The organism is Paenibacillus baimaensis (genome assembly GCF_025567575.1).
In genome coordinates this window covers 24,366-50,772 of record NZ_JAOQIO010000055.1, presented here as the reverse complement: position 1 = coordinate 50,772, position 26,407 = coordinate 24,366, and the positions used below count along the sequence as shown (strand labels likewise).

Below are 26,407 nucleotides of genomic sequence, written 5' to 3'. Positions count from 1 at the left end.
GGGTATTAAAAAGCCCCGACAACCACAAAGGGGGTGTCGGGGCTTTAACTGTTGTAGTTGAACTATCCATCAATTCCTGAAAGTACTTGTGTACTGACTTGATCCAACTGCTTCAGCTCATCGGCCGTTAGTGTCACGTCGATAGCACGTGTGTTTTCTGCCAAATGCTTCTCATTCTGTGTGCCTACGATAGCGGAAGTTAATGCGGGCTGGTGCAGCAGCCAACTGATGGCAATTTCCGATAAGGTCACTTGCTTTGTCTCGGCGATTTGCTTCAACAGATCAATCAAAGGCTGTTCCTTTTCCAAATGCTCCGGCAAAAACAATCTTCTATTGTTACGGAAATCGGTTTCCTTGACTGTGGCCTTGCCATTATGAAAAGCACCGGTCAGGATGCCTTTGGCAATTGAGCTGTAGCTCATGATACCAATATGGTTTTCCTGACAATAAGGGATAATCTCGGGCTCAATCCCGCGGTGAAGCAAGCTATATTCGGGTTGAATGACATCAATACGTGCGTAGTTGCTTGCTTCTTTGAGCAGGTCGATGGAGAAGTTGGATGCACCGATAGCGCGAATCAGACCTTCATCCTTAAGCTTGTTCAATTCGGATAACGTATCTGCCAATGGGATATCCTTATTAGGCCAGTGGATGTAATAGATATCAACATAATCAACACGTAAGCGCTTAAGGCTGGTCTCTGCTGAAGAGCGCACATCTGCAGGCTTCAGGTGACTTGGTGATACCTTGGTGGCAATAATGCAGTCTTTTCTTTTGCCTTCAAGAGCCTGTCCGACGATTTCCTCGGAATGTCCTTGTCCGTAGCCTTCGGCCGTATCAAACGTATGGATTCCCAGCTCAAAAGCTTTTTGAATCGCATTAATATTGACTTCATCGCTTTGCTTATCCCATTGTCCTCCACCCAGCTCCCAGCACCCGAAAGTCACTTCGGAAACCTGAATATCGGTATTTCCTAATTGTCTGTATTTCATGAGAAATTCCTCCTAAAATTTTCGTGGAAAATTCACTTCGTAAGCATGATCCTTAGAGTTTTCGTAGAAAACTAGCATCGTAAGCATAAGCATTAAATTTTCGTGGAAAATTCACTTCGTCAAGCATTTACTGGGCCGCTATGGCGCGTATTTCTGCCAAGGTTGCTTCGTCCAAAGCCACATCAACTGCCGGCAGAACGCTTACAATATGACTTGGCTTGCGTACCCCTACAATAGCGCTCGTAAGTGCCGGATGAGCCAGTACATAAGCGATGGCTAGTTGTGGAAGGGTAAGATCATACCGGGAAGCCACCAGCTTCAATTTTTCTGCACGGTCCACGTTCTTTCTCAAATTCTCGCCCGTATGCGCGGCATTGCGTGAACGCCAGTCGTTCGCTTCGAATTTGGTATCGTACGTATAGTTGCCTGACAAAAGTCCAGAGGTCAACGAGCTGTACCCAACAACGCCAATCCCCTTTTCCTGACAATAAGGTAACAGCTCCTGCTCAGCCTTGGGTCTCAGGATTGAATATGGAGGCTGCAGTGAGTCCACATGTCGGACAGCCAGCGATTGCTCCAATAATGGCACATCGTAGTTGCTCACTCCGGCATAACGAACTTTGCCGTCTTGAATCAGCTTGTCCATCGCCCGCATCGTTTCCTCGGCAGGCGCTTTTGTATCCGTATCCGGCCAATGCATTTGGTACAAGTCGATATAGTCGGTACCGAGTCTTTGGAGAGAGGCTTCAGCTTCACGAATGACGGAATCGTAGGTGCCATTCTTGGAAACATTTTTTTGCTCATCCCATACCAGACCACACTTCGTTGCAAGTATGACCTTGTCCCGATCACCTTTAAGCGCTTTACCGATAATTTCTTCGGAATATCCAAGACCATACACAGCTGCTGTATCATAAAAGGTAACGCCTGCATCGAGTGCCGCGCGAACGCTGTCGTGAGAGAGTTGATCATCCTGATCGCCCCACCCGCTAGCCCAGCCTGCTCCTCCGATTGCCCAGGAACCAAAGCCGATAACCGATATTTCCGGACCATTCTTTCCAAGCTTGCGATATTTCATAGTTAAATCTCTCCTTCGATTAGGCTTATATTCATTATAAAGAAAGCAATTTGATTTAGGAAGAACTGTGCTTGACATCAGCTAGTTACCTTTAGGTTATCTGAGGTCATTTCAGGTTAACAGGGGTTACATGAAATTGGTACAAATTATCATATCGGAAATGGGCAAAATCTGATAAAATTATGGGTTGTATAAAGGTTTTATGTAGATCATGCTATGAGAAGAGGAAAAGTGTATTTGATGTCGAATCATTACGAATTAGCTTGTTTGATCTTGAGAGGAGAAACGGAGAGCCCATGATCCAATTTCAAAATGTTTCCAAAGTGTATAACAATGGCACCGTCGGCTTGAATAACATTAATTTAACCATTCAGCCGGGAGAATTCGTTGTTATAGTAGGCTTGTCGGGGGCGGGCAAGTCAACGCTCCTGCGTTCCGTGAATCGCCTTCATGAAATAACCGATGGTCAGATATTGATCGATGGAAATTCGATTACCGCAGCACGCGGTGCACAGCTTCGGCGCATGCGACGAGGCATTGGAATGATCTTTCAAAGCTTTAATTTGGTGAAGCGTGTCTCCGTATTACGGAATGTGTTATCCGGTCGTGTAGGCTACCATTCTACGCTGCGGACGATGCTGGGATTGTTCCCACAGGCCGATATTGAACTGTCTTTAAAAGCATTGGAACGGGTGAATATTCGGGAAAAAGCATACGCTCGTGCCGATGAGCTGTCCGGTGGCCAGCAGCAGCGTGTCTCAATTGCCCGCGCGTTGGCGCAGGAGGCGAAGATTATATTAGCTGATGAGCCTGTAGCATCGTTAGATCCGTTAACAACTCGTCAAGTTATGGATGATTTAAAACGAATCAATCAGGATCTGGGGATCACGACGATTGTCAACCTTCACTTTATTGATCTTGCCAGAGAATATGCGACTCGTATTATTGGCTTGCGTGCGGGCTCTGTCGTTTTTGATGGTCCGGTATCCGAAGCAACGGACGAGCGATTCTCCGAAATATATGGTCGCGAAATTAAGAAGGATGAGCTGCTGGGGGGAGACGCCTGATGTCGCCATCCAAAGGTAAAAACGCTGCTTTACAGAAGCCATCATCTTTAAAAAGGAATCTCTCCATTATTATGATTCTTATACTCCTGGGTGCCAGTGCGTATAAGACCGATGTTTCGATACCCGAGCTTATAGAAGGTATTCCGGAAATGGGCAAGCTGTTCGTCGAAATGTATCCGCCCAATTGGAGTTATTTTGCCACGGGCTGGGAACCGATGCTGGAAACGATTCGCATGGCAATTGTCGGTACGGTTGTCGGTTCATTAATTGCGATTCCGATTTCTTTCCTGGCGGCTCGCAATGTGACCCGTGTACCGGTTTTAAGCGCTGCTGCCCGCTTTATTTTGAATTTTGTTCGCACAATTCCTGACCTGATGTATGCGGGCGTATTCGCGGCCATCGTCGGATATGGCGCATTGGCGGGAACGATAGCCCTTGCCTTTTTCTCGTTTGGGCTTGTCTCCAAGCTTACTTATGAGTCTATCGAGTCTATTGATCCAGGGCCCCCGGAAGCCATGACAGCGGTTGGCGCGAATAAGCTGCAGTGGATTCGCTTCGGTGTGCTGCCTCAGGTAACCGCGCAGTTTGCTGGATTTGTACTCTATACGTTTGAAGTTAATGTACGTGCTGCTACCATTCTCGGGTTTGTAGGAGCCGGTGGTATCGGATTGCTGTTACAACGCGCCTTGGATCGTCTGAGATATGATCAGGCCTCAACGATCATATTACTGATATTTGTGGTCGTGTTGATCATTGATTATGTGAGTACGAAGTTACGGGAGAAGCTCTTATGAAGCCAGAGACGATGAAAGCAAGTGTTGGCCGTCGCATTCGCTACTGGGCAATTTGGTTAGTGACAATTATATTAATTGTATGGGGTTTTTCCGGACTGGAGTTCAGCGGAATTAAAGCGACAGCAGGCCAGGTGTCCATGGCAATACTGAGGGGTCTGCTGCATCCGGATTGGAATTTCGTTTATTTACCTGAGGGTGAGGATTTACTTCGTGGGCTGCTTGAGACCGCCGCGATAGCCGTACTGGGTACCGTGATTTCGGCAGTGCTTTGTATACCGTTTGCTTTCTGGGCAGCTAGCGCGAAGGGGAAGGCAAGATGGGCTACGAGCAGCGGCAAGTTTATGCTGAGTGCGATCCGTACATTTCCCGAAGTTGTCATGGCGATTATCTTTATTAAAGCCGTTGGACCCGGTTCCTATGCGGGTTCATTAGCACTCGGTGTGCATTCGATCGGGATGCTCGGTAAACTGTACTCAGAAGCGATTGAAAATTTGGACCACGGTCCCACAGAGGCGTTGACTGCATGTGGTGCTAACAAGCTGCAAACGTTATGGTTTGCCGTTATTCCGCAGGTTATGCCAGACTTCCTCTCGTTCGCTTTATATCGCTTTGAAATCAACATCCGTTCTGCAGCTATCCTGGGTGTAATTGGGGCCGGGGGCATCGGGACTCCGCTTATATTTGCACTGGAGGCTCGCAGTTGGTCTCGTGTCGGCATTATTTTATTAGGTGTTATCGTGATGGTTACGATCATTGATCTGATTTCAGGCTACATTCGTAAACGTATTATTTAAAGGACAACAAAAAGACCGTATCTCACAGGGATTCCTGCGGATACGGTCTTTTTGTTGCTTGAGGATTGAAATGCTTATTTGCCGCCCATTTGCTTGTTGGCGTCACGAACAACATTGAATTTGCTGTCATCAGATGTTGTGTAGCCGCGGTGGGAATACACTTCATAGATGATTTGTTGACCTTGTGGGTCTTTACCGATAGCAATGAAAGCATCGGAAATTTTCTTGCGCCATTCATCGCTCATGTCCGTACGAACAGCGATTGTATCATTAGGGATCGGAGCTGTGAAAAACAGTACGCGAGTTTTTTCAAATACGTCCGGAATATCTTTAACAACATTCAAGCGAGCATCCTGGAACACAGCCGCTGCGTCAACTTCATCATTCAATACAGCTAGAACGCCTTTATCGTGCCCTTTTACGACGATACCTTTAACGTCTTTATCAGGGTCGACGTTTTTCTTCTTCAATTCAAGACCTGGATAAATATAACCTGCGGATGATGTTACATCCTGCCATGCGATTTTTTTACCTTTCAGATCTTCAATCGTTTTGATTGGGGAATCTTTTTTAACGATGATCATGGATTTGTAGGAATCGACAAGCTTGGACTTGTCTTCTTGTCCGGTTTCGTCATTAACGCCATAACGTTGGGCTTGTAGCAATAAATCAGCCGCTTTTTTATCGTCATGAGCCAACACGTAGCCAGTTGGAGGCAAGAAGCCGATATCTACTTTTTTGGAAGCCATAGCTTCGATGATCGTGTTATAGTTAGTGGAGATCGTTACTTTTACTGGAATACCGAGCTTATCGCCAAGCAGCTTTTCAAGCGGCTTTGCTTTGGCTTCCAACGTTTCAGCACTTTGGGAAGGTACGAATTGTACGTTTAATTCTTTAGGTACATACCCTTTAGCTGTCGGTGCTGGAGTAGGAGCAGGTGTTGCTGCCGGAGCTGGAGTCGCAGGAGCAGGTGCTGCTGGTGTCGGTGCTGCTGTCTGTCCACAAGCTGCTGCGATTCCCGCGGTAAGAACCAGCGTCAGGCTTAAGGATGCAAATTTTTTAAACATGTCTTTTTGACCTCCTGTTAATTGTAAAATACAAGCTGCCTCTACTATAGCATAATATATCCAATAGGGCAGTAAATAATTTATGAATTTATGATTAACACGTTACATTCACGTCAGTTATTCTCGTATTAAAATGTCTATATATTACATATAATGATAGGGTTAAAATTGACCATAAGTAGAGTACTGCTACTGCCTTGAAGCAACTTGGAATTGTTTGTTATAGTAGGTAGAAGAAGCTGTATCTACAACATTCCATAATTGACAGGAGCCATCCCATTGATTAATTCATCGATAAAGCAGACGGTTACCATCCTGCAAACAAGCGATCTTCATGGCTTTATGCTGCCCATTCAATACGCAAATAATAAGTCTGCTGATATTGGTTTTGCCCGAATTGCCACATTAATTGAAAGTGAAAGGGCCTTGCAGGACGCAGTCCTTGTGATCGATAACGGAGATTTGATTCAAGGCACGCCCCTCGCTTATCACCATGCCCGTCTGGATGCTGCTGCTCCTAACCCGATGATCAGCTCCTTAAACAAACTGCATTATGATGCTGCTGTCATGGGTAATCATGAGTTTAACTATGGTCTGCCTCTATTACATAAAGCGGTAAAGGAATCAGAATTCCCATGGCTAAGTGCGAATATTGTTGATAATGAGAGTGGGGAGCCATACTTCGGACAGCCTTATATACTTAAGGAATTCGACAATGGACCAACTGTAGCCGTACTTGGCTTGACGACCCCTTACATCCCGAACTGGGAAAAAGCCGAGCATATTGCGGGTCTGCGATTCGATGATGCTGTCGAGTCTGCACAGAAGTGGGTAGCTTATTTACGAAATGAGAAAAAGGCGGACATCGTCGTTGTGTCTTACCATGGCGGATTTGAGCGTGATCTGGATACGGGGGAACCGACAGAGCCATTAACGGGAGAAAATCAAGGATATAGGTTATGCCAAGAGGTGAAGGGGATTGATGTGCTGCTCACCGGACATCAGCATCGGTCGATCGCAGGAAAACGTCTCGGTGGAGTCACGATTATGCAACCGGGCAGCCAGGGGGCGTTTCTCGGGAAGGTACAACTTCACATGGAGCATACAGAGAATGGTTGGCATATACTGGAATCCACCTCCGAGCTGCTCTCTCCTTCGGGCGTTCAGCCGCAAGCAGAAATTGTCGAGCTATTGCAACCCAATGAAGCCTTAACGCAAAAGTGGCTGGATCAGCCTATCGGCAAGCTGCTAGGTGATATGCGGGTCACTGACCCCATGGCACTTCGTTTAAAGGAGCATCCTCTGATAGAGTTCATCAACAGGGTACAGATGGAGCTGTCAGGAGCCTCGATTTCCAATACGGCTTTGTTCGACAATATTTCACCGGGATTCCCGCCAAATATTACGATGAGGGATATTGTTTCCAACTATATATATCCGAATACTTTGCAGGTGCTGAGAGTGAGCGGACAAGATATTAAGGATGCACTGGAGCATTCTGCGGCCTATTTTGCCCAATATAAAGGTGGTCCGGTTCAGGTCAGTACAGCCTTTAGCGAGCCTAAGCCGCAGCATTACAATTATGATATGTGGGAAGGAATCACATATAAGCTCAACATATCGCGGCCGGAAGGTGAGCGTGTGCAGAGCTTGGGCTATCAGGGGCAGCCTTTGGACATGGACGGTCAATATGAGGTAGTGATGAACAATTACAGGGCTGGTGGTGGCGGGAACTATACGATGTTTCATGGCAAGCCCGTTGTAAAGGACATTCCGACGGACATGGCTGAGCTGCTGGCTTCCTATATTATTGAAAAAGGAACAATTGAAGCTGCCTTAAACAGCAATTGGGAAGTTATTTGGGATTAAGCTGGTGGATGTGGTTCGGTAGAGCAGGAAATTTGTGGGTGTTACTCGAATAAGTAGAGATATTGTATGATCTTAAAGGGAGGTTAACATGCCGACATTTATGAGAAAAGCAAACCGGAATTCGGGAAGAGCTGCTTCTTTCACACAACCTCAGCAGCAACTGGAAGAGCGGCGGCAGCCCAACAGTTCCATGAACCATCTGCATGAGCCAGCATCGCCTGCAGACATTATGCAGCTACAACAAACGATAGGCAACAAAGCGGTTGCCCAGTTGATGCGATCAAGAGCTGCCATTCAACGCGTGGTGGATCCTCCGGAAAAGGAATCCGAGAAGGAAAAGAATGGTATGCCGGATCAGCTTCAGCAAGGTGTAGAAAGCTTATCTGGAATGGCAATGGACGATGTAAAGGTTCATTATAACTCGTCGAAGCCGCAGGAGCTGAATGCATTAGCCTACGCACAGGGCGCTGATATTCATCTGGGTCCCGGTCAGGAAAAGCATCTGCCGCATGAAGCGTGGCATGTCGTACAGCAAAAGCAGGGACGTGTAAATCCGACCATGCAGGCGAAGAGTGGAGTTTCTATTAATGACGATGCCGCTCTGGAATCGGAAGCAGACCGTATGGGCCAGCAAGCGATCCAGATGAAAACCGAAGGCGGTGTCATACAGCTCCAGCAGACCGAAATCTATGTAAAAAATATTACCGGATCTTATACAGACGCAGGCGGCGTTGAGCAGGAGTTTCAATACGATGGCGAGGAGCATGTAGCTACGACCAAATCTCATCCCAGAGGCCAGGTAAACTATGATACGCAGGTCAAAAAGCTGTTGAAGAAAAACAATGTTGTCCCCAAAACGATTGCCGATGCCAATATCACGGTTTCGTATGAAAGTTTTGGACGAAAGCTGTAAAGCGATCTTGTTATACGGGTTTACAATTCCGACGAGCCTGTTGATGGCTGTTGCTCAATAGAACCAGCTCGGCTGTGTCGGAGCCTCTAAGACCTTTGGTTTTAGAGGTTTTTTGTCATCCATGACTAGCGGGCTAGCCCAGCTCTGATTCAGTGATCTTGTAATTTTGTAATTCTGTAAAAAGGAAGTGACCTTCACTTTGCTTCAATCACCGGATTCTATACATAGGCATTCATCTTTCACGAAATTTTGGATATCGCGAACTTTATCTTCAACCTCGTTCCAAATGCTCTCCGTCGCGATCGGATGGCAGATGTATGATTTAACTCATGACGCTTTCAGTCTTGGTTTTGTAGGTCTGGCCCAGTTTGTACCCATGGTGCTGCTAACCTTAGTTGTCGGGCACGTTGCAGACCGCTTTGACCGTCGCAAGATCGTCTTCTTATGTCAGATCATCGAAGCCGCGATAGCTGTTCTGCTGCTGCTTGGAAATCTAGCAGGCTGGCTTGGCCGTGATCAGATTTTGGTGGCTGCGGCGATTATCGGAGCGTGTCGGGCTTTCGAAGGGCCCTCGTCCTCGGCGCTATTACCGCAGCTGGTGCCCAAAGCTATCTTGCAGCAAGCCATCGCATGGAGTACCTCAGCCGGTCAAACGGCTCAGATCCTAGGTCCTTCTCTTGGTGGATTGCTTTTTTCTGTGGGTCCTGCTTTTGTTTACGTCACAGCAGCCATAGCGCTATTAGTTGCTGGAATCCTCACCTTCCTGATCCAAATGGAGCGGATTACCCGAAAATTGGAGCCTCTCTCCATGAGTTCTATCTTCTCGGGTATGGTGTTCATCTATCGCCGTCCAATAATATTGGGAACGATATCGCTTGATCTTTTTGCTGTCCTGCTTGGCGGAGCTACAGCGCTTATGCCGATATTTGCGCAGGATATTTTGCATGCTGGTCCTTGGGCATTGGGAGTTATGCGGACTGCACCTGCGGTTGGTGCATTAGTGATGTCGATTGTGTTGGCCTATTTTCCACTTAAAAAAGCCTTTGGCTCTACATTGTTCGGAGCGCTTTTTGTGTTTGGATTGGCGACCATGCTCTTCGCCCTTTCCACGAACTTGTTGATATCGTTGGTTGCTTTGGTATTCATTGGAGCCTCGGATGTGGTCAGTGTCGTGATTAGGTCTTCTCTCGTGCAGCTGCAAACTCCAGATGAAATGCGGGGCCGAGTGAACGCCGTGAACTCGCTTTTTGTTGGGACGTCCAATCAGCTTGGCGAGTTCGAGTCAGGTATGCTGGCCGGGTTTATGGGAGCAGTTCCAGCTGCATTCATTGGAGGCGTTGGGACTATAGCCGTTGCCGGCTTATGGATGTATTTATTCCCGTCGCTCAGACGACTGCGATCATTAACGGAAAAATAAATACTTTACTATAGTAACGCATTAATGTATTATCAAAGTGTAGTGATAAAGCGTAAGGAGCTGATAGGATGTCAATCAAAACACAGGTTAAGCCGCGTCAAGCGCTGCAAAGCATCAAGCCTTATACACCAGGTAAACCGATATGGGAGGTTCAGCGAGAGCTGGGGCTAACGAAGGTGGTGAAGCTTGCTTCCAATGAAAATCCACTGGGAGCTTCGCCCAAAGGTATACAGGCTGTTCAGCAATTCATGGCTGAAATTCATCGTTACCCGGATGCCGATGCCAAAGATGTGAATGCTGCCATTGCTGCAAAATTAAATTTACAATCAGGGCAAATCATAGTCACCAATGGTGGGGATGAATTGATTTCGCTCATTTCAGAAGCTTTTCTGGAGCCGGAAGATGAGATCATCGTACCCAGTCCGTCATTTACCGAATACGAATTTGGCGCACGTTTGATGAATGCCGGAGTGATCGCTGTTCCGCTCAATCAGGACTATGGATATAACATCGAGCTGATGCTGTCCGCAGTAACGGAGCGAACGAAGATCCTCTATATATGTACACCTAACAATCCGACAGGCACCTATTTACCAAAGCGGGATATGGAAAAGCTGCTTGCAGCCTTGCCTCCAAGAGTGCTAGTGGTAATTGATGCAGCTTATAGCCATTTTGCAACAGCAGATGACTATACAGATGGCTTGGATTATGTGCGTGAGGGCTATCCGGTTGTGGTCCTGCAAACCTTTTCCAAAATTTATGGTCTGGCTGGTCTACGTATCGGCTATGGTGCTGCACCGGAGGCTATCATCGGTCACATTCTCAAGGTCAAGGAACCTTTCAACGTCAATGCGTTGGCACAAGCAGCAGCGGCTGCGGCTATCACAGATGATTTGCATGTGCAGGCATCGCAACAGCTCAATAGTGACGGCCGAGAGCAGCTGTATGCGGCTTTTGCAGCACTGGGGTTGCCTTTTATCAAAAGTATGAGCAATTTTGTGCTGGTAGAGCTTGGTCCGGAAAGTAAACGATATTATGAGCTGCTGTTAACCAAAGGTGTGGTTGTGCGTCATGGCGGGTTATGGGGACTTCCTCAGCATGTGAGAATCACAGTGGGGACCAAAGAGGATAATGAGTTTTTGATTACGGCGCTGCAAGCGTCGATGCTGGAAATAAGTAAAAAGTAGTGTAAACGTTCTCAGTATTATAGTATGATCAAAGCAAAAGGTTGTTCGAACAGTCCCCTATGAAACCATCTTGTTGATGAAAAGTGGACTATTGAACACGCACTACAAGGAGGATATGTAAATGAGTCTTTTGCTTTGGCCACAGGGTACACCGAATGCATTAGGGAATGAGGCCGAGGATTTACCAACGCTGGTGCCTTATCTCGTGGAGGGAGGAGCACCAACGGCTGCGGTCGTCATATGTCCTGGCGGGGGTTATGCACGTAGAGCAGATCATGAGGGAGAGCCGATTGCGCTGTGGCTCAATTCACTAGGTATTTCCGCATTTGTTGTACATTATCGCGTAGCTCCTTACCAGCATCCGAACCCGTTATCCGATGCTCAGCGAGCGATTCGAATCGTTCGCAGCAAGGCGAAGGAGTGGAATATTGATTCCGCTCGTGTCGGTATTCTCGGTTTTTCTGCTGGTGGCCATCTGGCTTCTGCCAGCGGGACGCATCATGACAGCGGACGGCCAGATGCCGAGGACCCTATTGAGCGGGAAGGCTGCCGCCCCGATCTGCTCGTATTGTGTTATCCGGTAATCAGTTTCATCGCTTACCCGCATACAGGCTCGCGCAATAATCTGTTGGGTGATCCAGCTGATCCACAGCTTGTGGAGCTATTGTCGAGTGAAAATCAGGTAACCGATCAGACACCTCCGACCTTCTTATGGCACACGGCAGATGATCAATCAGTTCCAGTAGAAAACAGTCTGATGTTTGCTTCGGCGCTCAGCCGCCACAAAGTACCTTTCGAGCTGCATGTGTATGAGAGTGGTCGTCATGGATTAGGGTTGGCTGAAGAGCAGGTGGGCGTACGTGCCTGGACGGATGCCTGCGCAATTTGGCTGGCCAAGCAGGGATTCTAACAACAAAGTATCCTTATGATCAATCAGGAACAAATAATTATAATTATTCTTTAACTTGAGCGAACCGTGCTGATATGAGTTAATAGATATTGTAGCGGGCCCGCTAACGTACCAAGGAAAGGAGTGATCATGAACAATGATTCTACAACCTGAGGTGATCTCTGCGTAAGCAGAGATGCCATAATGGCGGGGAGGCTTTATAGCCTCCCTTTATATGTTTCCATTCGATACGGGAGTGGACATTTCAACCGTACATAATGTATAATTTTGTTTGTATAGGCAGTTGTTAGATGCGATTAAAAGTTTCATGAAAACTAAGACGAAGGGAGTGGCATTCAATGTTTGAGGGCACAGCAATTAAAGAGGTAGGGCTGAACTGAATAAGCATTTTTTCCACCACCGTTACCTGACGTCGTTGACATGGAACATGACATAGTTGGACTCTCAGGCACGATACGGCGATCGTGTTTTTTTTTTCTAATTTTAGGAGGTGTGAAGATGAAAATGCTTATCTCTTTCTCGGCGGCGCTTGCAATGAAAGCACGGAAGGAGGATTTCATCTATGGGTTACAAGAACGGAAGAGATTTTCTTCCCCCTAGCCTGCTTAAGCAACTGCAGGATTACATTCAGGGCGAGATTATCTACATTCCCAAAAAAGAACAGACACGCGCTGGTTGGGGCGAGAATAACGGTACCCGCCAAACGATTCAGCGTCGTAATCATGAGATATACAGACTGTATGAGAACGGTTCAACGGTTCTGGAGCTCATTCAGACTTATCACTTATCTGAAGATAGCATTCGTAAAATTATCGTCAAAACGCGCTGTGCCACTGCCCGTCAGCACTAGCTGGATTATAGGCTCAGCTGATGCGGCTGCTTCACAGTCGGTCTCCATATAAGCAATTGAAAAGATGACTATGAAAAAAGCCGAAGGGCTTTTTTTCATTTTACAGCCATGTACGAGCATGCTGTGTATAAGAAAGGAAGAGCCAAAATGCCAAGTGTGGATTTGAACTGTGATATGGGGGAAAGCTTTGGTTCTTACTTGGTTGATCGTGATGAGCTGCTAATGAAGTATATCACTTCGGCTAATATTGCCTGCGGCTATCATGCGGGTGATCCTGCTATCATGCGTCGGACGGTTCGTCTCTGTCTCAAGCATGGAGTTGCGATTGGCGCTCATCCAGGACTGCCCGATCTTGCAGGTTTTGGAAGACGGAAGCTGCAGATCACTGTAGATGAAGCCTATGAGATGGTGGTTTACCAGGTTGGTGCTTTAATGGGATTTGTACTCGCGGAGGGTGCTGTTCTGCAGCATGTGAAGCCGCATGGTGCTTTGTACAATATGGCTGCGGTAGACGCCGAATTATCCGTGGCGATAGCCGAAGCGGTTTATCGTATCGATTCGAGATTGATCTTATTCGGTCTTGCGGGCAGTGAACTGATCCAGGCAGGCCGGAAGATGGGGCTGCGTGTCGCTGAGGAGGCTTTTGTCGATCGTACATATCGTGCTGATGGTACGCTGACTCCTCGATCTGAACCGAATGCAGTAATAGAAGAACCAGAGCAAGCGATTAGCCAGGCTATCGGGCTGATTAAGGAAGGTAAGGTGGTTACTGACAAGGGAAGTATATCCTTGAGGGCGGATACCCTGTGTATCCATGGAGACACGCCCAATGCCCTGATGTTTGCAGAGCTGATTTCCAGTCGCTTGGTGCAGGAGGGGGTTACACTCCAGGCCGCTGCTGGAATGCGCGGGTGAGTGCAACGGCTCTTGCATCGAAAAGAATGAAGCGAGATGAATGCTTAACTCCTTCTGGATTGAGGACGCCAGTCATCCCTTTCAGATTTCTTTATAATCTCGGTCATTCGCAGCACGACAGAGTTCGCTTCTTCTTCACCAAAATGCCCCTTGAGCTGCTCAAAGGTAAGGTTGTCATGGAGAAGCTTGCGTGATACACTGGAGTCTTTATACCAGGCTTCCGTGATCGCGAAGAGACCTTCCTTTTTTAGCCAAACCTCATGGTAATAATGCTCGGCTTCATTTATCATTTTCATAGACATATAATAGGCTGAAATCGATATACGGGGGTCCGATAAGCGTTGGCTCATAACCGATCCTGAGGAGACTGGTTGGCCAAATGTGATACAGGTAGATACTTTTTTTACAACGTAGTCAATATTATCCATATGTTCAACTCCTGTAGTAGTTCTAACGATCTAACTGAATAATAATTTCAATAATAAAGGTCATATTTCATACAATAACATAGTTCTTATGACTTAAAAATAAGCCTTATTACCTATAATTTCACCACTCAAATTTTTTACATATAAATGTAAAACAATGCTATAATACAGCTTAATGTCAGTTCAGTTTAACTTAAATAGGGAGAATCAAGTTAATGTCCAATTATAACATTTTATTGGCTGATGATGAAATGGCGCTGCGCTTTTTATTAACGGAAACTCTTGCTGATGAAGGTTACCATATCACAGAGGCAGAGGACGGTAAAGAAGCCCTGGACTACATAAAAAGTAACAAATATGATCTGATCATTCTCGATTATATGATGCCGGAACTGACGGGTGTAGAGGTTTGTGAGTGGCTTCGCAATCATGACAACCCGAATCAGCAGTCACCGGTGATTCTATTAACAGCGAAGGCGCTGGAGAAGGATCGTGATCGGGCACGTACTGCCGGGGTGAGCACTTATATCGTCAAGCCCTTCAGCCCGCTGCAGCTGGCAGATACGGTTCAGCAATTAATTGAAAGCTAATTCAAGAATATAAATAGTGACTGGATGTGAAAGGTTTTGCGGCAAACGACACCTGAGGAACGTATTCGCAGAGAAGAAAAGCTGATGAAGGAAGGCCGGAAAAAATATATAGGAGAACTACGCAAGCAGCTGGCTCAACTCAGTGAACTGAGTGTGATACAGGAAGCGGATATGAACCTGGATATTGCTCTGAAGTTGTATCGGCTTGTCCACACGCTTAAGGGAAGCGCACCGATGTTTGGTTTTATACGCATTGGGGCTATTGCCGAAAAACTCGTTCGTCGTTGGGAGTGGGCCCAGGATTTGGAGCTTTTAGTCATTCAGGATAATTTGATTAAGAACGAGTTTCAAACATCGCTTGCGGGGAGTACAGACTTGATGCAGCAGCTGTCGATGGAAATCGATATTTATGAGCAGGAGCTTGACCTGGATGAGCAGCAGGAGCAGATGAGTAAGCGCGCGCCGATGATGGCCTTGGGAAGCAGATTGCTTGTCATCGATGATGACGATGTGCTGCGTTCCTATTTGGTCCGTCGCTTTAAGCTTGAAGGTTATGGGGTTGATGAGGCCAGAGATGTACCAGAAGCAAAAAAATTACTGAGGGAATTCACCTATGATCTGATTTTGCTGGATTTAATGATGCACCCTCAATCTGGCTATGAGCTGTTTGAATTTGTAAAAGAAGATCCAACGCTCAAATGGATTTCGTTGGTTGTTCTTTCGGGGCGTGATCATATTCATGACAAAGTTCGCTGCTTTTATTTGGGTGCGGATGATTTTATTACGAAACCATTTCAATATGAAGAATTAAGTGCCCGTGTGTACAGTTTGCTGAAGCGGACCAAGGATTTTGAACAGATGGCTTTTCGTGATCCCTTGACGGGCGTATATAACCGACGTTATTTTGACCATCAGGTTAAGGTTGAGCTTCAACGCATCGAACGTTATCCGTCACCGATGTCTCTCGTATTTATCGATATCGATCGCTTCAAATCGATCAATGATACGTATGGACATCATATTGGCGATCTCGTTCTGCAAGGGTTGGCGCATTTATTGCAAAATCACTTAAGAGCGACCGATGTGCTGGCAAGGTTCGGGGGAGAAGAGTTTGTCATTATTTTCCCGGGAATGTCGGGGCCACAAACGTTAAAGGTAGTGGAATCCATATTGGAGCATGCCCGGTGTGGGCCTGTAGCTCAGAATGAAGGGCAAGCCTTTCATATTACCTTTTCTGCGGGCATTTGCGAATGGTCGAATGGGATGACAGTGGAGGAGTGGATCAAAAACTCCGATGATGCGATGTATACAGCCAAGCAAAATGGGCGTAACGGAGCACTGCTCTATTCCCAAGGAATGTCTGCTGCTGAAACCACGGGAACGGTTACGGTCAAGGAACGTAAAAAGACGATATTAATTGCCGATGACGATCGTATTCTCCGTTCTATTCTTGTATCCAAGCTGCAGCATCTTCCTGTTAGCTTTGTTGAGGCAGTTGACGGTGAGGAAGCTTATTTGATATTGAAAAGTCAGCAGGTCGATTTGTGTATATTGGATGGTTTAATGCCAAGGCTGGACGGCTTCGAAATGCTGGAACGAATGAAGGAAGAGTCTAACAAGCCGGAAGAAGTACGGATATTGATGTTGTCGGGACGCAGCCGCGAGGAAGATTTAACCAGAGGGCTTCAATTGGGCGTTGATACGTATATGCATAAGCCATTTTCCATGGTGGAGCTGGAGGTCAAGGTCAAGCAGCTGCTGGAGCTCGGGTAGAGCGAAGTTCAGCCCAAAGGACTCGATAAATAAACAGAACAATTATGTTATAAACAAGCCGCGTTAACCACGCTTCAAGTGTGGTTAACGCGGCTTGTTTTGTTGCGGTTTTACCGTACCAGAATACGGATGATATCGTCGAGGATTCGATTCCTTCCCTGGGGTGTCCAGCTCATTAACAGCCAGTTTTGAACAAAATGAACCTGCTGATGGATGACCGCTCGAATTGACCCCCAATAGTGAGCTTGCTGCAATTGGTCCCACAGCTCCTCAACCTGCAGATGATGGTTCTGCTTGATAATAAACAGATGATCCGTCTGCGGCGCAGGAAGCTCCTCGATCGAGCATTCCTCTCTCATTTTATTACGCGGTACGGCATCCCCTGGGTTCATACCGAGAGCTTTGTATAATAAGTCATTCAAAGGGTGATGAACCGTACCTTGAATGCGAATGCTTGTACTCACAATCTGGAGAATAGTGACACTGGTCTGAAGGGTTGATGCCTGTAACAGATGACGAACATCCATCACCCGTTCATCCAATTGATTGAAGGTTTGAACGGCTTCTTGTTCACGTCCGACAAGCTCAGCAATGTTCATATGAGCGACTCGCCAATCCAGATGATGCTTAATAATAACAGTCGGGGCGAATTCTTTCAAAGCATCATAGAGTGACGTGTGAAAATAATCAGCGATAATCAAGTCAGGCTTCGCCAGCCGCAGCTGCTCCATCTGAGATGCCATTCGTCGATTGTATTCGGCTTCATCCATACCTGGATACCTGTAGCAGTCGACTGATGCGACGGGGTTCATCCCGATAGAGGACAAGTTATCCTGAAAGTATACACGAGAGGCAGTGGCGACCCGCAGTCGTTCTCTTTTGATAAAGAGGCTTGGAGAAAGGCCGACAGTTTCTTTAAAAATACGGCTGAAATAATATTCACTGCCATAACCGACCGCAGCCGCGACTTCCTTTACAGAACAATCAGGACCTAATTTCTCTTTAGCTTGCTGAATCCGTATGCGATTCAAATAATCGGTCGGCGAGGTACCTGTCACTTTTTTGAAGCTGCGGCAAAATGCATTCGGCGTAAGCTGCGCTATTTTGGATAAAGTTTCCCTGCTTATTTTATCTTGAAAATGCTTGTTCATATAGTCGATGCTGTGATCGATTCCACTATGCAGAGATGACGTACGCTGCTGACTGTCCGAATTGCGCATGATGAAACCGAGCAGCTCCTGAAATTGCAAATCGAGCTTGAGCTGCGCTTGGCTTGTACAATCCTTGGACTGACTTGAATCATACAACTGCTGGACGCATTCTAACACTTGTCCGCCATCACTGATAGATACGAGACCAGGAGGCAGCGGGGGGATTTCGCTATTTCTGGCAGCCTGCCACTGGCTTTTCCGCCTCGTAATCGTGATCGGATTCATGATTATCATAAAGTATTCGATGTCCTTGGAGTGAAAGGTTGCTTCGATCGTCATGCCAGGGTTCAGGAATAACAATTGAAGGGGTTCGATTCGATGCATCATATCGTTGATATGCACCACGCCTGTTCCTTTGCTAATGAAACAGAGCACAGGTATGGGAACAGTCCTGAGAGGGATCGTGAAAGGGTTATGTCGCCGGAATCTGCGAATGGATGAGAGCAGGTACAGGGTATGGGGTCTTGCATGTAATGGTCGAAAGGGCATAGCCGTCAAATCCTTTCCTTACCTCTCATTTTGTATCGATGCTGAAGGTAGAATAGTGTAACAAAACGGATACTACAGGGCATGGACGATTATTACAGCATCCTATATGCTATTCAATGATAACAAGAATCATTATCAAAGTAAAAGGGAGAGAGACAAGCATGACTGGAAAAAGAAACAAAATTTCGATCATAGCCTTATTGCTGCTTACCGTGACGCTTATTCTGTCAGCATGCGGAGGTACAGCAACCCATACACAGCCTGCTGCAGAACCTAAGGCTCCGGCGCAAGCTGCTGCACAATCGGCACCATCCACCAAACCTGTGGAAGATGTCAAAACGGAATACACGGTTAAGCATGCAATGGGTGAGACCAAGATCAAAGGCACTCCAAAGCGGGTTGTTGTGCTTGGTAACGATGCCGTGGAGGCTGCGCTTGAGCTCGGCTTTAAGCCAGTTGGTATGGTTAAGGCATGGGGTGTTGCGCCGATGTATGACCATTTGAAAAGCAAGCTGGAGGGCGTGCAAATTGTCGGTGATGAGAATCAGCCGAATCTGGAAGCTATCGCTGCATTAAAGCCCGATCTTATTATTGGTATTAAGCTGCGCCAGGAAAAAATATATGATCAATTGTCTAGTATTGCGCCAACTGTATTTTCCGAACGTACCAATTCTGATATGCTGATCAACTTTAAAGTATATTCGGAAGCGCTGAACAAGAAGGCCGAAGGCGAGCAAAAAATAGCTGATTACGAAAAGAGGATCAAGGAACTTCAGTCCAAGCTGGGTGACAGGATCAATACGAAAATCTCGTTGGTGCGTTTCTATTTGGGAGATAAGGTTCGCATCTATTATAAGGATACATTTGCTGGCGGAATTATTCAGAAAATTGGACTGAAGCGTCCAGCCGCTCAGGATAAGGACACGTTTGCTGATATTATCGGCAAGGAACGGATACCCGATTTGGAAGGTGATATTCTGTTTTACTTCACCCTGGAGGATGATAAGGGCGAAACGACAAAGGCTGAGAAGGAATGGCAGCAGGAGACATTATGGAAAAACCTTGATGTCGTTAAAAAAGGTAATGCCCATAAAGTGAATGACGGTATTTGGAACTCCTCTGGCGGGATCATTTCAGCTAATCTGTTGCTGGATGAGTTAACCAAATATTTAATTAAATAAGTCTGTTCATACTGCCCTGCATGTTGGAATTCACTTCCACATGCGGGTTTGCTTGTGCTTATGGACGGATAATGGGTACAAGATACAACGCATGTTATATAGGCTGCCGAAGGGGTTTGAGATATGATATTGCGAAATACGCTGTCCAGGGTTATCGGTTTTTTATTTAGTTTGCTCATTTTGGCTGGTTTATTTTTGGCTAGCAATGTTTACGGATATACGAATACGAGCTGGACCTCCGTATTTCATGCCTATATGGCTTTTGATGGTTCGAATGAGCATATTATCATTCGGGAGCTGCGTCTGCCAAGGGCGCTTGTCGCTGTGCTTGTCGGTTCAGCGCTGGCGATATCAGGAGCCTTGATGCAGGCACTCACCCGTAATCCGATGGCATCTCCGGGAATCCTCGGGGTAAATTCGGGTGCAGGTTTTTTCATTGTAGCTGGGGTTGCGCTGCTGTCTATTTCTGCACAAAGTGAAATGATCTGGTTTTCCTTTGCGGGAGCTGCAGTTGCAGCCATATTCGTCTATTTGATCAGTTCAGTTGGGCGAGAAGGGTTAACACCACTTAAGCTAACTTTGGCGGGGGCGACGATAGCCGCATTATTTGCTTCTTTTACGGCCTCGGTGCTTGTGACAGATGAAAGCACGCTGGATAGTGTATTGTTTTGGCTGGCAGGTTCAGTCGATGGACGCAAAATCGAACATATAAGGCCTGTGCTGCCTTTTTTTGTTATCGGACTTGGTAGTGCACTGCTTTTAGGCAAGGCCATGAATGTGATATCGGTGGGTGAGGATGTAGCCAAAGGTTTGGGGCAAAACACATTCAGATTGAAAATGATTTCCCTGCTCATTGTGGTGCTGCTGGCAGGAGGATCCGTGTCTATTGCAGGCCCTATCGGCTTCGTTGGTCTTGTTATCCCACATATCGTACGCGGTGTGGTTGGAAGAGACTATCGATGGGTGATTCCTTATTGTGGTTTATTTGGTGCGATCCTGCTGGTGACGGCAGATATAAGTGCCCGCTTTGTTGCATTTCCCAAAGAGGTTCCCGTCGGGGTTATGACGGCTATTGTCGGCGCGCCCTTTTTCATCTATTTGGCAAGAAAGGAGCTGTTGAAGTCATGAACCGTTACAAGACGATTCGCTTCAGCAGATTGCGGATTTCCATTTTATTCGAAAAGAAGGCGGGCTGGACGCTGCTTGGGCTCCTGTTACTACTCGTTGTGCTTGCTTTGGTCAGCATCGGTGTTGGTACTCTCTACATATCGCCAATGCGCACGCTTCAGGTTCTATTCGATGAAAACGTAAGTAAATCGATGGAAGCGAACGTGATCTGGAATTTCCGAATACCGCGCGTGCTGCTCGCTTGCCTTGCCGGCATGGCCTTGGCTTTATCGGGCACGATTCTACAGGGTGTGATCCGAAATCCGCTTGCCTCTCCAGACATCATCGGAGTGACGAGTGGTGCTGCTATGATGGCTGTGCTGTACCTGGCGTTATTTAACCAAAGTTTGAGTATTGCCTGGATGCCTGTTTTTGCTTTTGCAGGTGCTGCTGGGGTAGCGGGCTTTATTTATTTTGCTGCCTGGAAGAAAGGTGTTTCTCCGCTGCGAATGATTCTTGTAGGGATGGGAGTATCCGCGCTGCTCGAGGCTTTTAAAACGTTGTTCATCATATTTAGTACGATTATTGTAGCGAGTAAAGCGCATATTTGGATTATCGGCACTATATATGGAGCCAGTTGGAAAGAAATTCATCAGTTTACGCCATGGCTGCTCGTTTGTATTCCGATCTTGATTCTGCTTGTTCGTCGATTGAATATTCAAGTACTCGGTGATGAGCTGCCTGTTACATTGGGTGCGCGCATTCAGCTTCAGCGTCTGGGGTTGATTGCAACCGCAGCTGCACTGGCGGGGTCGGCTGTCGCCTTTGTTGGGGGCATCGGCTTCGTCGGGCTAATGGCACCCCACATTTCACGCAGATTGGTTGGAGGCTCACATGGTGCGCTGCTGTTGTGCTCGGCGATTGTCGGAGCTATTATATTGGTCACTGCCGACCTGATTGGCCGCATGGTGCTGCCGCCTCGAGATATCCCGGCTGGTGTATTTACCGCAGTGCTCGGAGCTCCTGTGTTCCTCTATTTGTTGATAAAAGCGAAAAAAAATTAAAAGATTACGCTTACGGAGCTAGTTTTGCTGCGCAAAACTTATAGGAGGTCTCAGCAAATTGAACATATTATCGGCTCAAAGCCTGTCTTTATCCTATGGGGATACGAAGATTATTGAGCATTTGGATTTACATATTCCTAAAGGGAAAATAACTGTACTCATCGGCAGTAATGGTTGTGGAAAGTCGACCCTGCTGCGTTCCTTTGCCCGTTTGCTTAAACCCAATCACGGTTCTGTTCTCTTGAATGGTCATGATATTGCGCGCATTTCTACCAAGGAAGTTGCCCGCCAAATGGCGGTACTGCCACAAGGGCCCGTGCTACCAGAAGGATTAACAGTCCTTCAGCTCGTTAAGTTAGGCCGTTATCCTTATCAGGGTATATTCGAGCAATGGTCTGAAGAGGATGAGCGCAAGGTTCGCGCTGCCCTTATATCGACACATCTGGAGTCATTAGCAGAACGAGCTGTCGATTCACTCTCGGGAGGACAACGGCAGCGTGCCTGGATTGCGATGACGCTCGCCCAGGATACGGAAACACTGCTGCTGGATGAGCCGACCACGTATCTCGATTTGTCTCATCAGGTTGAGATTCTGGATTTATTGTACGATTTGAATCAGCATGAGCAGAGGACCATTGTGATGGTATTGCATGATCTGAACCTTGCTTGCCGCTATGCCCATCATATGATCGCCGTTCACAATCAGGGAATTCATTCACAGGGGTTCCCAGAGGACATTGTGACCAAGGCAATGATTCGTGATGTATTCCGAATGGAGTGCGAAATCGGACGCGATCTGCTCTTTGGAACACCGGTATGTATTCCACATGGAAAAGGCAGATATGTGTTCTTACCAGGGGAAGGAGAAAGAACTTAAAAGGAGTTAAATGATATTGTACGAGACCGAAGAAAAGATCCATCAAGATAACAAAAAGACCCGTGACAGCCATCGTTGGCCGCGCGGGTCTTTTTGTTAGGTTTTCTGTTCTATTTAGGAGGAGTTTCGTAGTTTTCTTACAAATCATCCCAGTTCAGGCTGGAAGATTTGCTGTAATTGGTTACCTTTTGCTCGAAGAAGTCGGTCTTCATGCTGTTCATATTGCTGAAGTTTTCGACCCATTTCATCGGATGCTCAACAACCTCAGGATAAAGGATTTCCAGTCCGAGCATCTTCAGGCGCTCATTGGATAAATATTTGATATATTGATCAATAATCTCATTGCTCAGACCATTCATCATATCATTAGTAATATATTGACCCCATTCGATTTCGTGCTCAACGGCGGTTTTCATCATTTGACGCAAATCCTCAATCAATTCGTTCGTGAAGATTTCTGGATTTTCCTTGCGGATTTCCCGGAAAATGTTCTGGAACAAAGCCAAATGGGTTAACTCATCACGTTGAATATATTTGATTTCGGATACGGTACCGAGCATTTTACCTTGACGCCCCAGCGAATAGAAGAAGCTGAAGCCGCTGTAAAAATAGATGCCCTCCAAAATATAGTTAGCCATGATTGCGCGCAGCAAGTTCACTGTTGAAGAATCGTCGATAAACTTCTCATACAGGTCGGTGATAAAACGATTACGGCGCAATAAATGCTTGTCTTCCCGCCACTGGTTGTAAATATCATCGCGAACCTCTGCCGAGCAAACGCTGTCCAAGATGTAGGAGTAGCTTTGGCTATGTACCGCCTCCTGGAAGGTCTGAACGGTTAGGCACAAATTAACCTCTGGAGCGGTGATGTACTCATTAATGTTAGGCAAATTGGAGGTTTGCAGGGAGTCCAGGAAAATCAGGAAGCTGATGATCTTATCATATCCTTGGCGCTCATGCGGTGAAAGGAATTTATAGTCCTTGGCGTCCTGGGCCAAAGGGATTTCCTCGGGAATCCAAAAGTTATTCATCATGTTGCGGTACATCTTCGTAGCCCAATCGTATTTAACATTGTTGAGCTCGATCAGGTTCGTGGTATTGCCGCCAATCATTCGGCGCTTGCCCCAATCACGGTCGCCGTGTTCGTTGAAAAGTTTCTTTTTTTTGAGATCCAAAGTGGATGCCTACCCCCTAAATCCCCCTGGGAGGGGGACCCCAAGGGGCGCTGCCCCCTGGACCCCCTCTGACGGGAGAGTTTCTATTGTGTGTTATACTCGCGTTCGTGACCCGCAGGTGGGACTTAGGCTCTGTCTTGCGCCAGAGTCCAAGTCTCACCTGCGGGTCACACGCTTAACTGTAGTGCTGTGATGGTTGGAGCGGTAAGGTTGGTGGTATCCTCGCTTTCCGTACCCCTTTGGGGATACACGCTCTACGGTTGGTGCAGGTCAAGAGATACGAGATGACAAGCTTAAGGCTTAAAGTCAAGGGCTGAGCAGTTCGCTTCGCTGCTGCGAGATCAAGAGCGAAGAGCAAGCAGTTCGCTTCGCTGCTGCAAGATCAAGACATACCTATAAGATATCCCAATTGCTGCTGATTACTATTATTTTTAAGCGGAGCAACTTACGCAATCTTCGACTTCCAAGCTTTTGTTGCGGACGTAGTAAACGGTTTTCAGGCCGTTTTCCCAGGCGGCCATATACAGCTCCAGGAATTCCTTCGCGGATAGCTCAGGAGTGATGTAGAGATTGAACGACTGCGCCTGATCAATATGGCGCTGACGAACGCCAGCGGCTTTGATGCTCCACAGCTGATCGATCAAGTGGGCTTCTTTGTAATACCACATGGTTTCGGCGTTAAGGTTAGGTGCCGTTTGTGGGATAACGGCGTTCTTTTTCTCTTCAACGAAAAATTTATTGAAGATCGGGTCGATACCTGCAGTGGAACCGGCGATCAAAGATGTAGACGCTGTTGGTGCGATAGCGAACATCCAGCCGTTACGTACGCCGTATTGGGCAACATGTTCCTTCAGCTCCAGCCATTCAGGACTGTTGTAGCCGCGGGAATCGAAGTAAGCGCCAGTTTGCCATTCACTGCCTTCGAATGCTTTGAAGGCGCCTTTTTCCTTGGCGATTTCCATGGAGGCTTTGACAGCGTAATAGTTCATCCATTCATAAACCTCATCCGCTTTGGCGACGTGATCATCGGATTCCCACTGGATTTTGAGCTGAGCGAGCATTTGGTGATAGCCGCTCGAGCCGAGACCGACAGCACGGTATTTTTTGTTTGTAATTTCTGCTTGCGGGATCGGGTAGTAATTCAAGTCGATAACATTGTCCATCATCCGCATTTGGGTAGTCACGACACGCTCGATATCTTCCTTTGTGTACGCACGGCCCAGGTTAAGAGAAGACAGGTTACATACAACGAAATCTCCGCTTTTGACTTGATTGGTTATGATGCCATCCTCATGCTGGGTTTGCAGCAATTCGGTCGGGCTCATGTTCTGGCAAATTTCGGTGCACAGATTGGAGCAGTAGATCATGCCGGCATGCTTGTTCGGGTTGGCGCGGTTAACGGTATCACGGAAGAACAGGAACGGTGTGCCAGTTTCGAATGCGCTGGTCAAAATACGCTTCATGATATCGATTGCCGGAATTTCGTCCTTGGAAATTTTATCATCGTTGACGCACTCCTGGTAACGACGCTCCCATTCTTCACCCCAGCTGTCTTCAATGGAGTAACCCTTGACCTTACGAACCTCGTGAGGATCCAGCAAGTACCAATTACCACGTTCCTGAACGGTTTTCATGAACAGATCAGGAATACAAATGCCAGGGAAAATATCATGTGCTTTCATCCGATCGTCGCCGTTGTTGGTTTTCAGGTTCAGGAAGTCCAGAACGTCCTTGTGCCATACGTCAAGGTAGACGGCGACAGCACCGGAGCGTACGCCTAACTGGTCAACTGCAATAGCGGTGTTATTGTAGTTTTTGATCCATGGAATAACGCCGCCAGCGACGCCCTTGTATCCGCGGATATTGGAGCCCTTGCTGCGGACTTTACCAACATAGATACCCATGCCGCCGCCATGCTTGGACACCTGTGCGAAGCTTTGATCCACGTTGTAAATTCCCCACAGATTGTCCGGCACCGTGTCAATAAAGCAGCTGGACAACTGGTGAAGCGGCTTCCTCGCATTAGCGAGTGTTGGTGTTGCAACCGTCATTTCGAGCTTGCTCAGCACATCGTAGAACTGCTTTGCCCATTTGAGCTTGTCCGTTTCTTTCATGGCCAGATGCATCGCAACTCCCATGAACAGCTCCTGTGGCAGCTCCAGTACTTCCTTGTCAAGGCCGCGAATGAGGTAACGGTCTGCCAATGTTTTGAGTCCGATATAATTTAACAAATAATCGCGTTCAGGCTTGATATATGTTCCAAGCTCTTGAATTTCTTCACGGGAGTAATGCTCGAGAATGTATTTGCCATACAAGCCCATGTCGGTTAAATATGTAATCAGCGAGTACAAATCGCCATAGCCGAAATGTCCATACTTGCGGTTAAGACGAGCTTCTTTATATAAATCATAAGCAAGCAGCTTGGCGGCAACATACTGCCAGGTCGGCTGCTCCACGCTTGTTTTTTCCACAGCAACTTGAATCAACAGTCGTTGAATTTCTTGGGTGGTGATTCCATTGCGGAACAGAGGCAGCAAAGCGGTTTCCAGCTCTAGCGGATCGCAATCCGGATACGTTTCACTGGCGAAATCGATAACCTTTTTCATTTTGGAAAATACCAGTTCTTCTTTGGTGCCATCTCTTTTGACAATAATCATCG

General features: G+C 46.9%; 23 protein-coding genes. 16 read left to right on the top strand and 7 right to left on the bottom strand.

Annotated elements, in window-relative coordinates; translation table 11 throughout:
* Nucleotides 1-62: 62 nt before the first annotated feature.
* Nucleotides 63-992 carry an aldo/keto reductase gene (locus OB236_RS15625; protein WP_262684825.1) on the bottom strand — a complete coding sequence of 310 codons (930 nt, stop codon included), beginning with the start codon at nucleotides 990-992 and terminating at the stop codon, nucleotides 63-65.
* 127 nt (nucleotides 993-1,119) lie between these two features.
* Nucleotides 1,120-2,070: an aldo/keto reductase gene (locus tag OB236_RS15620; RefSeq protein ID WP_262684824.1), complete on the bottom strand. Its 951-nt coding sequence runs from the start codon at nucleotides 2,068-2,070 to the stop codon at nucleotides 1,120-1,122.
* 296 nt (nucleotides 2,071-2,366) lie between these two features.
* On the opposite strand from OB236_RS15620, the gene phnC reads away from it, so the two are divergent.
* The 3 genes from phnC to phnE (OB236_RS15605) are packed head-to-tail and all read left to right on the top strand — an operon-like array spanning nucleotide 2,367 to nucleotide 4,725.
* Entirely contained in the window at nucleotides 2,367-3,137 is a 771-nt protein-coding gene (gene phnC, locus OB236_RS15615; RefSeq protein ID WP_076233385.1) for a phosphonate ABC transporter ATP-binding protein, read from the top strand.
* Nucleotides 3,137-3,931, top strand: a complete 795-nt coding sequence (phnE, locus tag OB236_RS15610) for a phosphonate ABC transporter, permease protein PhnE (RefSeq protein ID WP_076233386.1) — start codon at nucleotides 3,137-3,139, stop codon at nucleotides 3,929-3,931. Before phnC ends, phnE (OB236_RS15610) begins: the two co-directional genes overlap by 1 nt.
* Nucleotides 3,928-4,725: a phosphonate ABC transporter, permease protein PhnE gene (gene phnE / locus OB236_RS15605; RefSeq protein ID WP_076233387.1), complete on the top strand. Its 798-nt coding sequence runs from the start codon at nucleotides 3,928-3,930 to the stop codon at nucleotides 4,723-4,725. Before phnE (OB236_RS15610) ends, phnE (OB236_RS15605) begins: the two co-directional genes overlap by 4 nt.
* Before the next feature lie 74 nt (nucleotides 4,726-4,799).
* Here the strand turns inward: phnE (OB236_RS15605) and OB236_RS15600 are convergent, their stop codons facing one another.
* The gene (locus OB236_RS15600) at nucleotides 4,800-5,792 is read right to left on the bottom strand and encodes a phosphate/phosphite/phosphonate ABC transporter substrate-binding protein (RefSeq protein WP_262684823.1); all 993 of its coding nucleotides are present in this window, start codon (nucleotides 5,790-5,792) and stop codon (nucleotides 4,800-4,802) included.
* Nucleotides 5,793-6,071: 279 nt separating this feature from the next.
* On the opposite strand from OB236_RS15600, the gene OB236_RS15595 reads away from it, so the two are divergent.
* The 7 genes from OB236_RS15595 (at nucleotide 6,072) to OB236_RS15565 (ending at nucleotide 13,853) form a co-directional block, all read left to right on the top strand.
* Nucleotides 6,072-7,661 (top strand): bifunctional metallophosphatase/5'-nucleotidase, encoded by a 1,590-nt coding sequence (locus OB236_RS15595; protein ID WP_262684822.1) that lies wholly within the window; start codon nucleotides 6,072-6,074, stop codon nucleotides 7,659-7,661.
* A gap of 88 nt (nucleotides 7,662-7,749) precedes the next feature.
* Complete coding sequence (locus OB236_RS15590) at nucleotides 7,750-8,574, top strand: eCIS core domain-containing protein (RefSeq protein ID WP_262684821.1); 825 nt, start codon at nucleotides 7,750-7,752, stop codon at nucleotides 8,572-8,574.
* A gap of 187 nt (nucleotides 8,575-8,761) precedes the next feature.
* Nucleotides 8,762-9,991 carry an MFS transporter gene (locus OB236_RS15585; protein WP_262684820.1) on the top strand — a complete coding sequence of 410 codons (1,230 nt, stop codon included), beginning with the start codon at nucleotides 8,762-8,764 and terminating at the stop codon, nucleotides 9,989-9,991.
* Between the two features lie 68 nt (nucleotides 9,992-10,059).
* Entirely contained in the window at nucleotides 10,060-11,178 is a 1,119-nt protein-coding gene (hisC, locus tag OB236_RS15580; RefSeq protein ID WP_262684819.1) for a histidinol-phosphate transaminase, read from the top strand.
* A gap of 121 nt (nucleotides 11,179-11,299) precedes the next feature.
* A complete protein-coding gene (locus OB236_RS15575; protein ID WP_262684818.1) occupies nucleotides 11,300-12,088 on the top strand; it encodes an alpha/beta hydrolase in 789 nt (262 codons plus the stop codon).
* A 562-nt stretch (nucleotides 12,089-12,650) separates the two neighbouring features.
* Nucleotides 12,651-12,938, top strand: coding sequence for a CD3324 family protein (locus tag OB236_RS15570; protein WP_076233392.1), 288 nt, complete (start codon nucleotides 12,651-12,653; stop codon nucleotides 12,936-12,938).
* 147 nt (nucleotides 12,939-13,085) lie between these two features.
* The gene (locus tag OB236_RS15565) at nucleotides 13,086-13,853 is read left to right on the top strand and encodes a LamB/YcsF family protein (protein ID WP_262684817.1); all 768 of its coding nucleotides are present in this window, start codon (nucleotides 13,086-13,088) and stop codon (nucleotides 13,851-13,853) included.
* A gap of 44 nt (nucleotides 13,854-13,897) precedes the next feature.
* Here the strand turns inward: OB236_RS15565 and OB236_RS15560 are convergent, their stop codons facing one another.
* Nucleotides 13,898-14,281, bottom strand: coding sequence for a hypothetical protein (locus OB236_RS15560; RefSeq protein WP_076233394.1), 384 nt, complete (start codon nucleotides 14,279-14,281; stop codon nucleotides 13,898-13,900).
* A 215-nt stretch (nucleotides 14,282-14,496) separates the two neighbouring features.
* On the opposite strand from OB236_RS15560, the gene OB236_RS15555 reads away from it, so the two are divergent.
* A complete protein-coding gene (locus OB236_RS15555; RefSeq protein WP_262684816.1) occupies nucleotides 14,497-14,871 on the top strand; it encodes a response regulator in 375 nt (124 codons plus the stop codon).
* A gap of 36 nt (nucleotides 14,872-14,907) precedes the next feature.
* Nucleotides 14,908-16,644, top strand: coding sequence for a diguanylate cyclase (locus tag OB236_RS15550; protein WP_262684815.1), 1,737 nt, complete (start codon nucleotides 14,908-14,910; stop codon nucleotides 16,642-16,644).
* A gap of 110 nt (nucleotides 16,645-16,754) precedes the next feature.
* Here OB236_RS15550 and OB236_RS15545 read toward each other — a convergent pair whose 3' ends face one another.
* On the bottom strand, nucleotides 16,755-18,344 hold the full coding sequence (locus tag OB236_RS15545) for a helix-turn-helix domain-containing protein (protein ID WP_262684814.1): 1,590 nt from the start codon (nucleotides 18,342-18,344) through the stop codon (nucleotides 16,755-16,757).
* Nucleotides 18,345-18,505: 161 nt separating this feature from the next.
* Here OB236_RS15545 and OB236_RS15540 point away from each other — a divergent pair, with 161 nt between their 5' ends.
* From OB236_RS15540 to OB236_RS15525, 4 genes are all read left to right on the top strand, one after another.
* Nucleotides 18,506-19,525: an ABC transporter substrate-binding protein gene (locus OB236_RS15540; protein WP_262684813.1), complete on the top strand. Its 1,020-nt coding sequence runs from the start codon at nucleotides 18,506-18,508 to the stop codon at nucleotides 19,523-19,525.
* Nucleotides 19,526-19,648: 123 nt separating this feature from the next.
* Nucleotides 19,649-20,653 carry a FecCD family ABC transporter permease gene (locus tag OB236_RS15535; RefSeq protein WP_262684812.1) on the top strand — a complete coding sequence of 335 codons (1,005 nt, stop codon included), beginning with the start codon at nucleotides 19,649-19,651 and terminating at the stop codon, nucleotides 20,651-20,653.
* Entirely contained in the window at nucleotides 20,650-21,696 is a 1,047-nt protein-coding gene (locus OB236_RS15530; RefSeq protein WP_262684811.1) for a FecCD family ABC transporter permease, read from the top strand. The genes OB236_RS15535 and OB236_RS15530 overlap by 4 nt, the downstream gene beginning before the upstream one ends.
* 58 nt (nucleotides 21,697-21,754) lie before the next feature.
* Nucleotides 21,755-22,573 carry an ABC transporter ATP-binding protein gene (locus OB236_RS15525; RefSeq protein ID WP_262684810.1) on the top strand — a complete coding sequence of 273 codons (819 nt, stop codon included), beginning with the start codon at nucleotides 21,755-21,757 and terminating at the stop codon, nucleotides 22,571-22,573.
* A 137-nt stretch (nucleotides 22,574-22,710) separates the two neighbouring features.
* On the opposite strand, the gene OB236_RS15520 is transcribed toward OB236_RS15525, so the two are convergent.
* Nucleotides 22,711-23,748: a ribonucleotide-diphosphate reductase subunit beta gene (locus tag OB236_RS15520; RefSeq protein ID WP_076233401.1), complete on the bottom strand. Its 1,038-nt coding sequence runs from the start codon at nucleotides 23,746-23,748 to the stop codon at nucleotides 22,711-22,713.
* A gap of 431 nt (nucleotides 23,749-24,179) precedes the next feature.
* On the bottom strand, nucleotides 24,180-26,405 hold the full coding sequence (locus tag OB236_RS15515) for a ribonucleoside-diphosphate reductase subunit alpha (protein WP_262684808.1): 2,226 nt from the start codon (nucleotides 26,403-26,405) through the stop codon (nucleotides 24,180-24,182).
* Nucleotides 26,406-26,407: the final 2 nt, after the last annotated feature.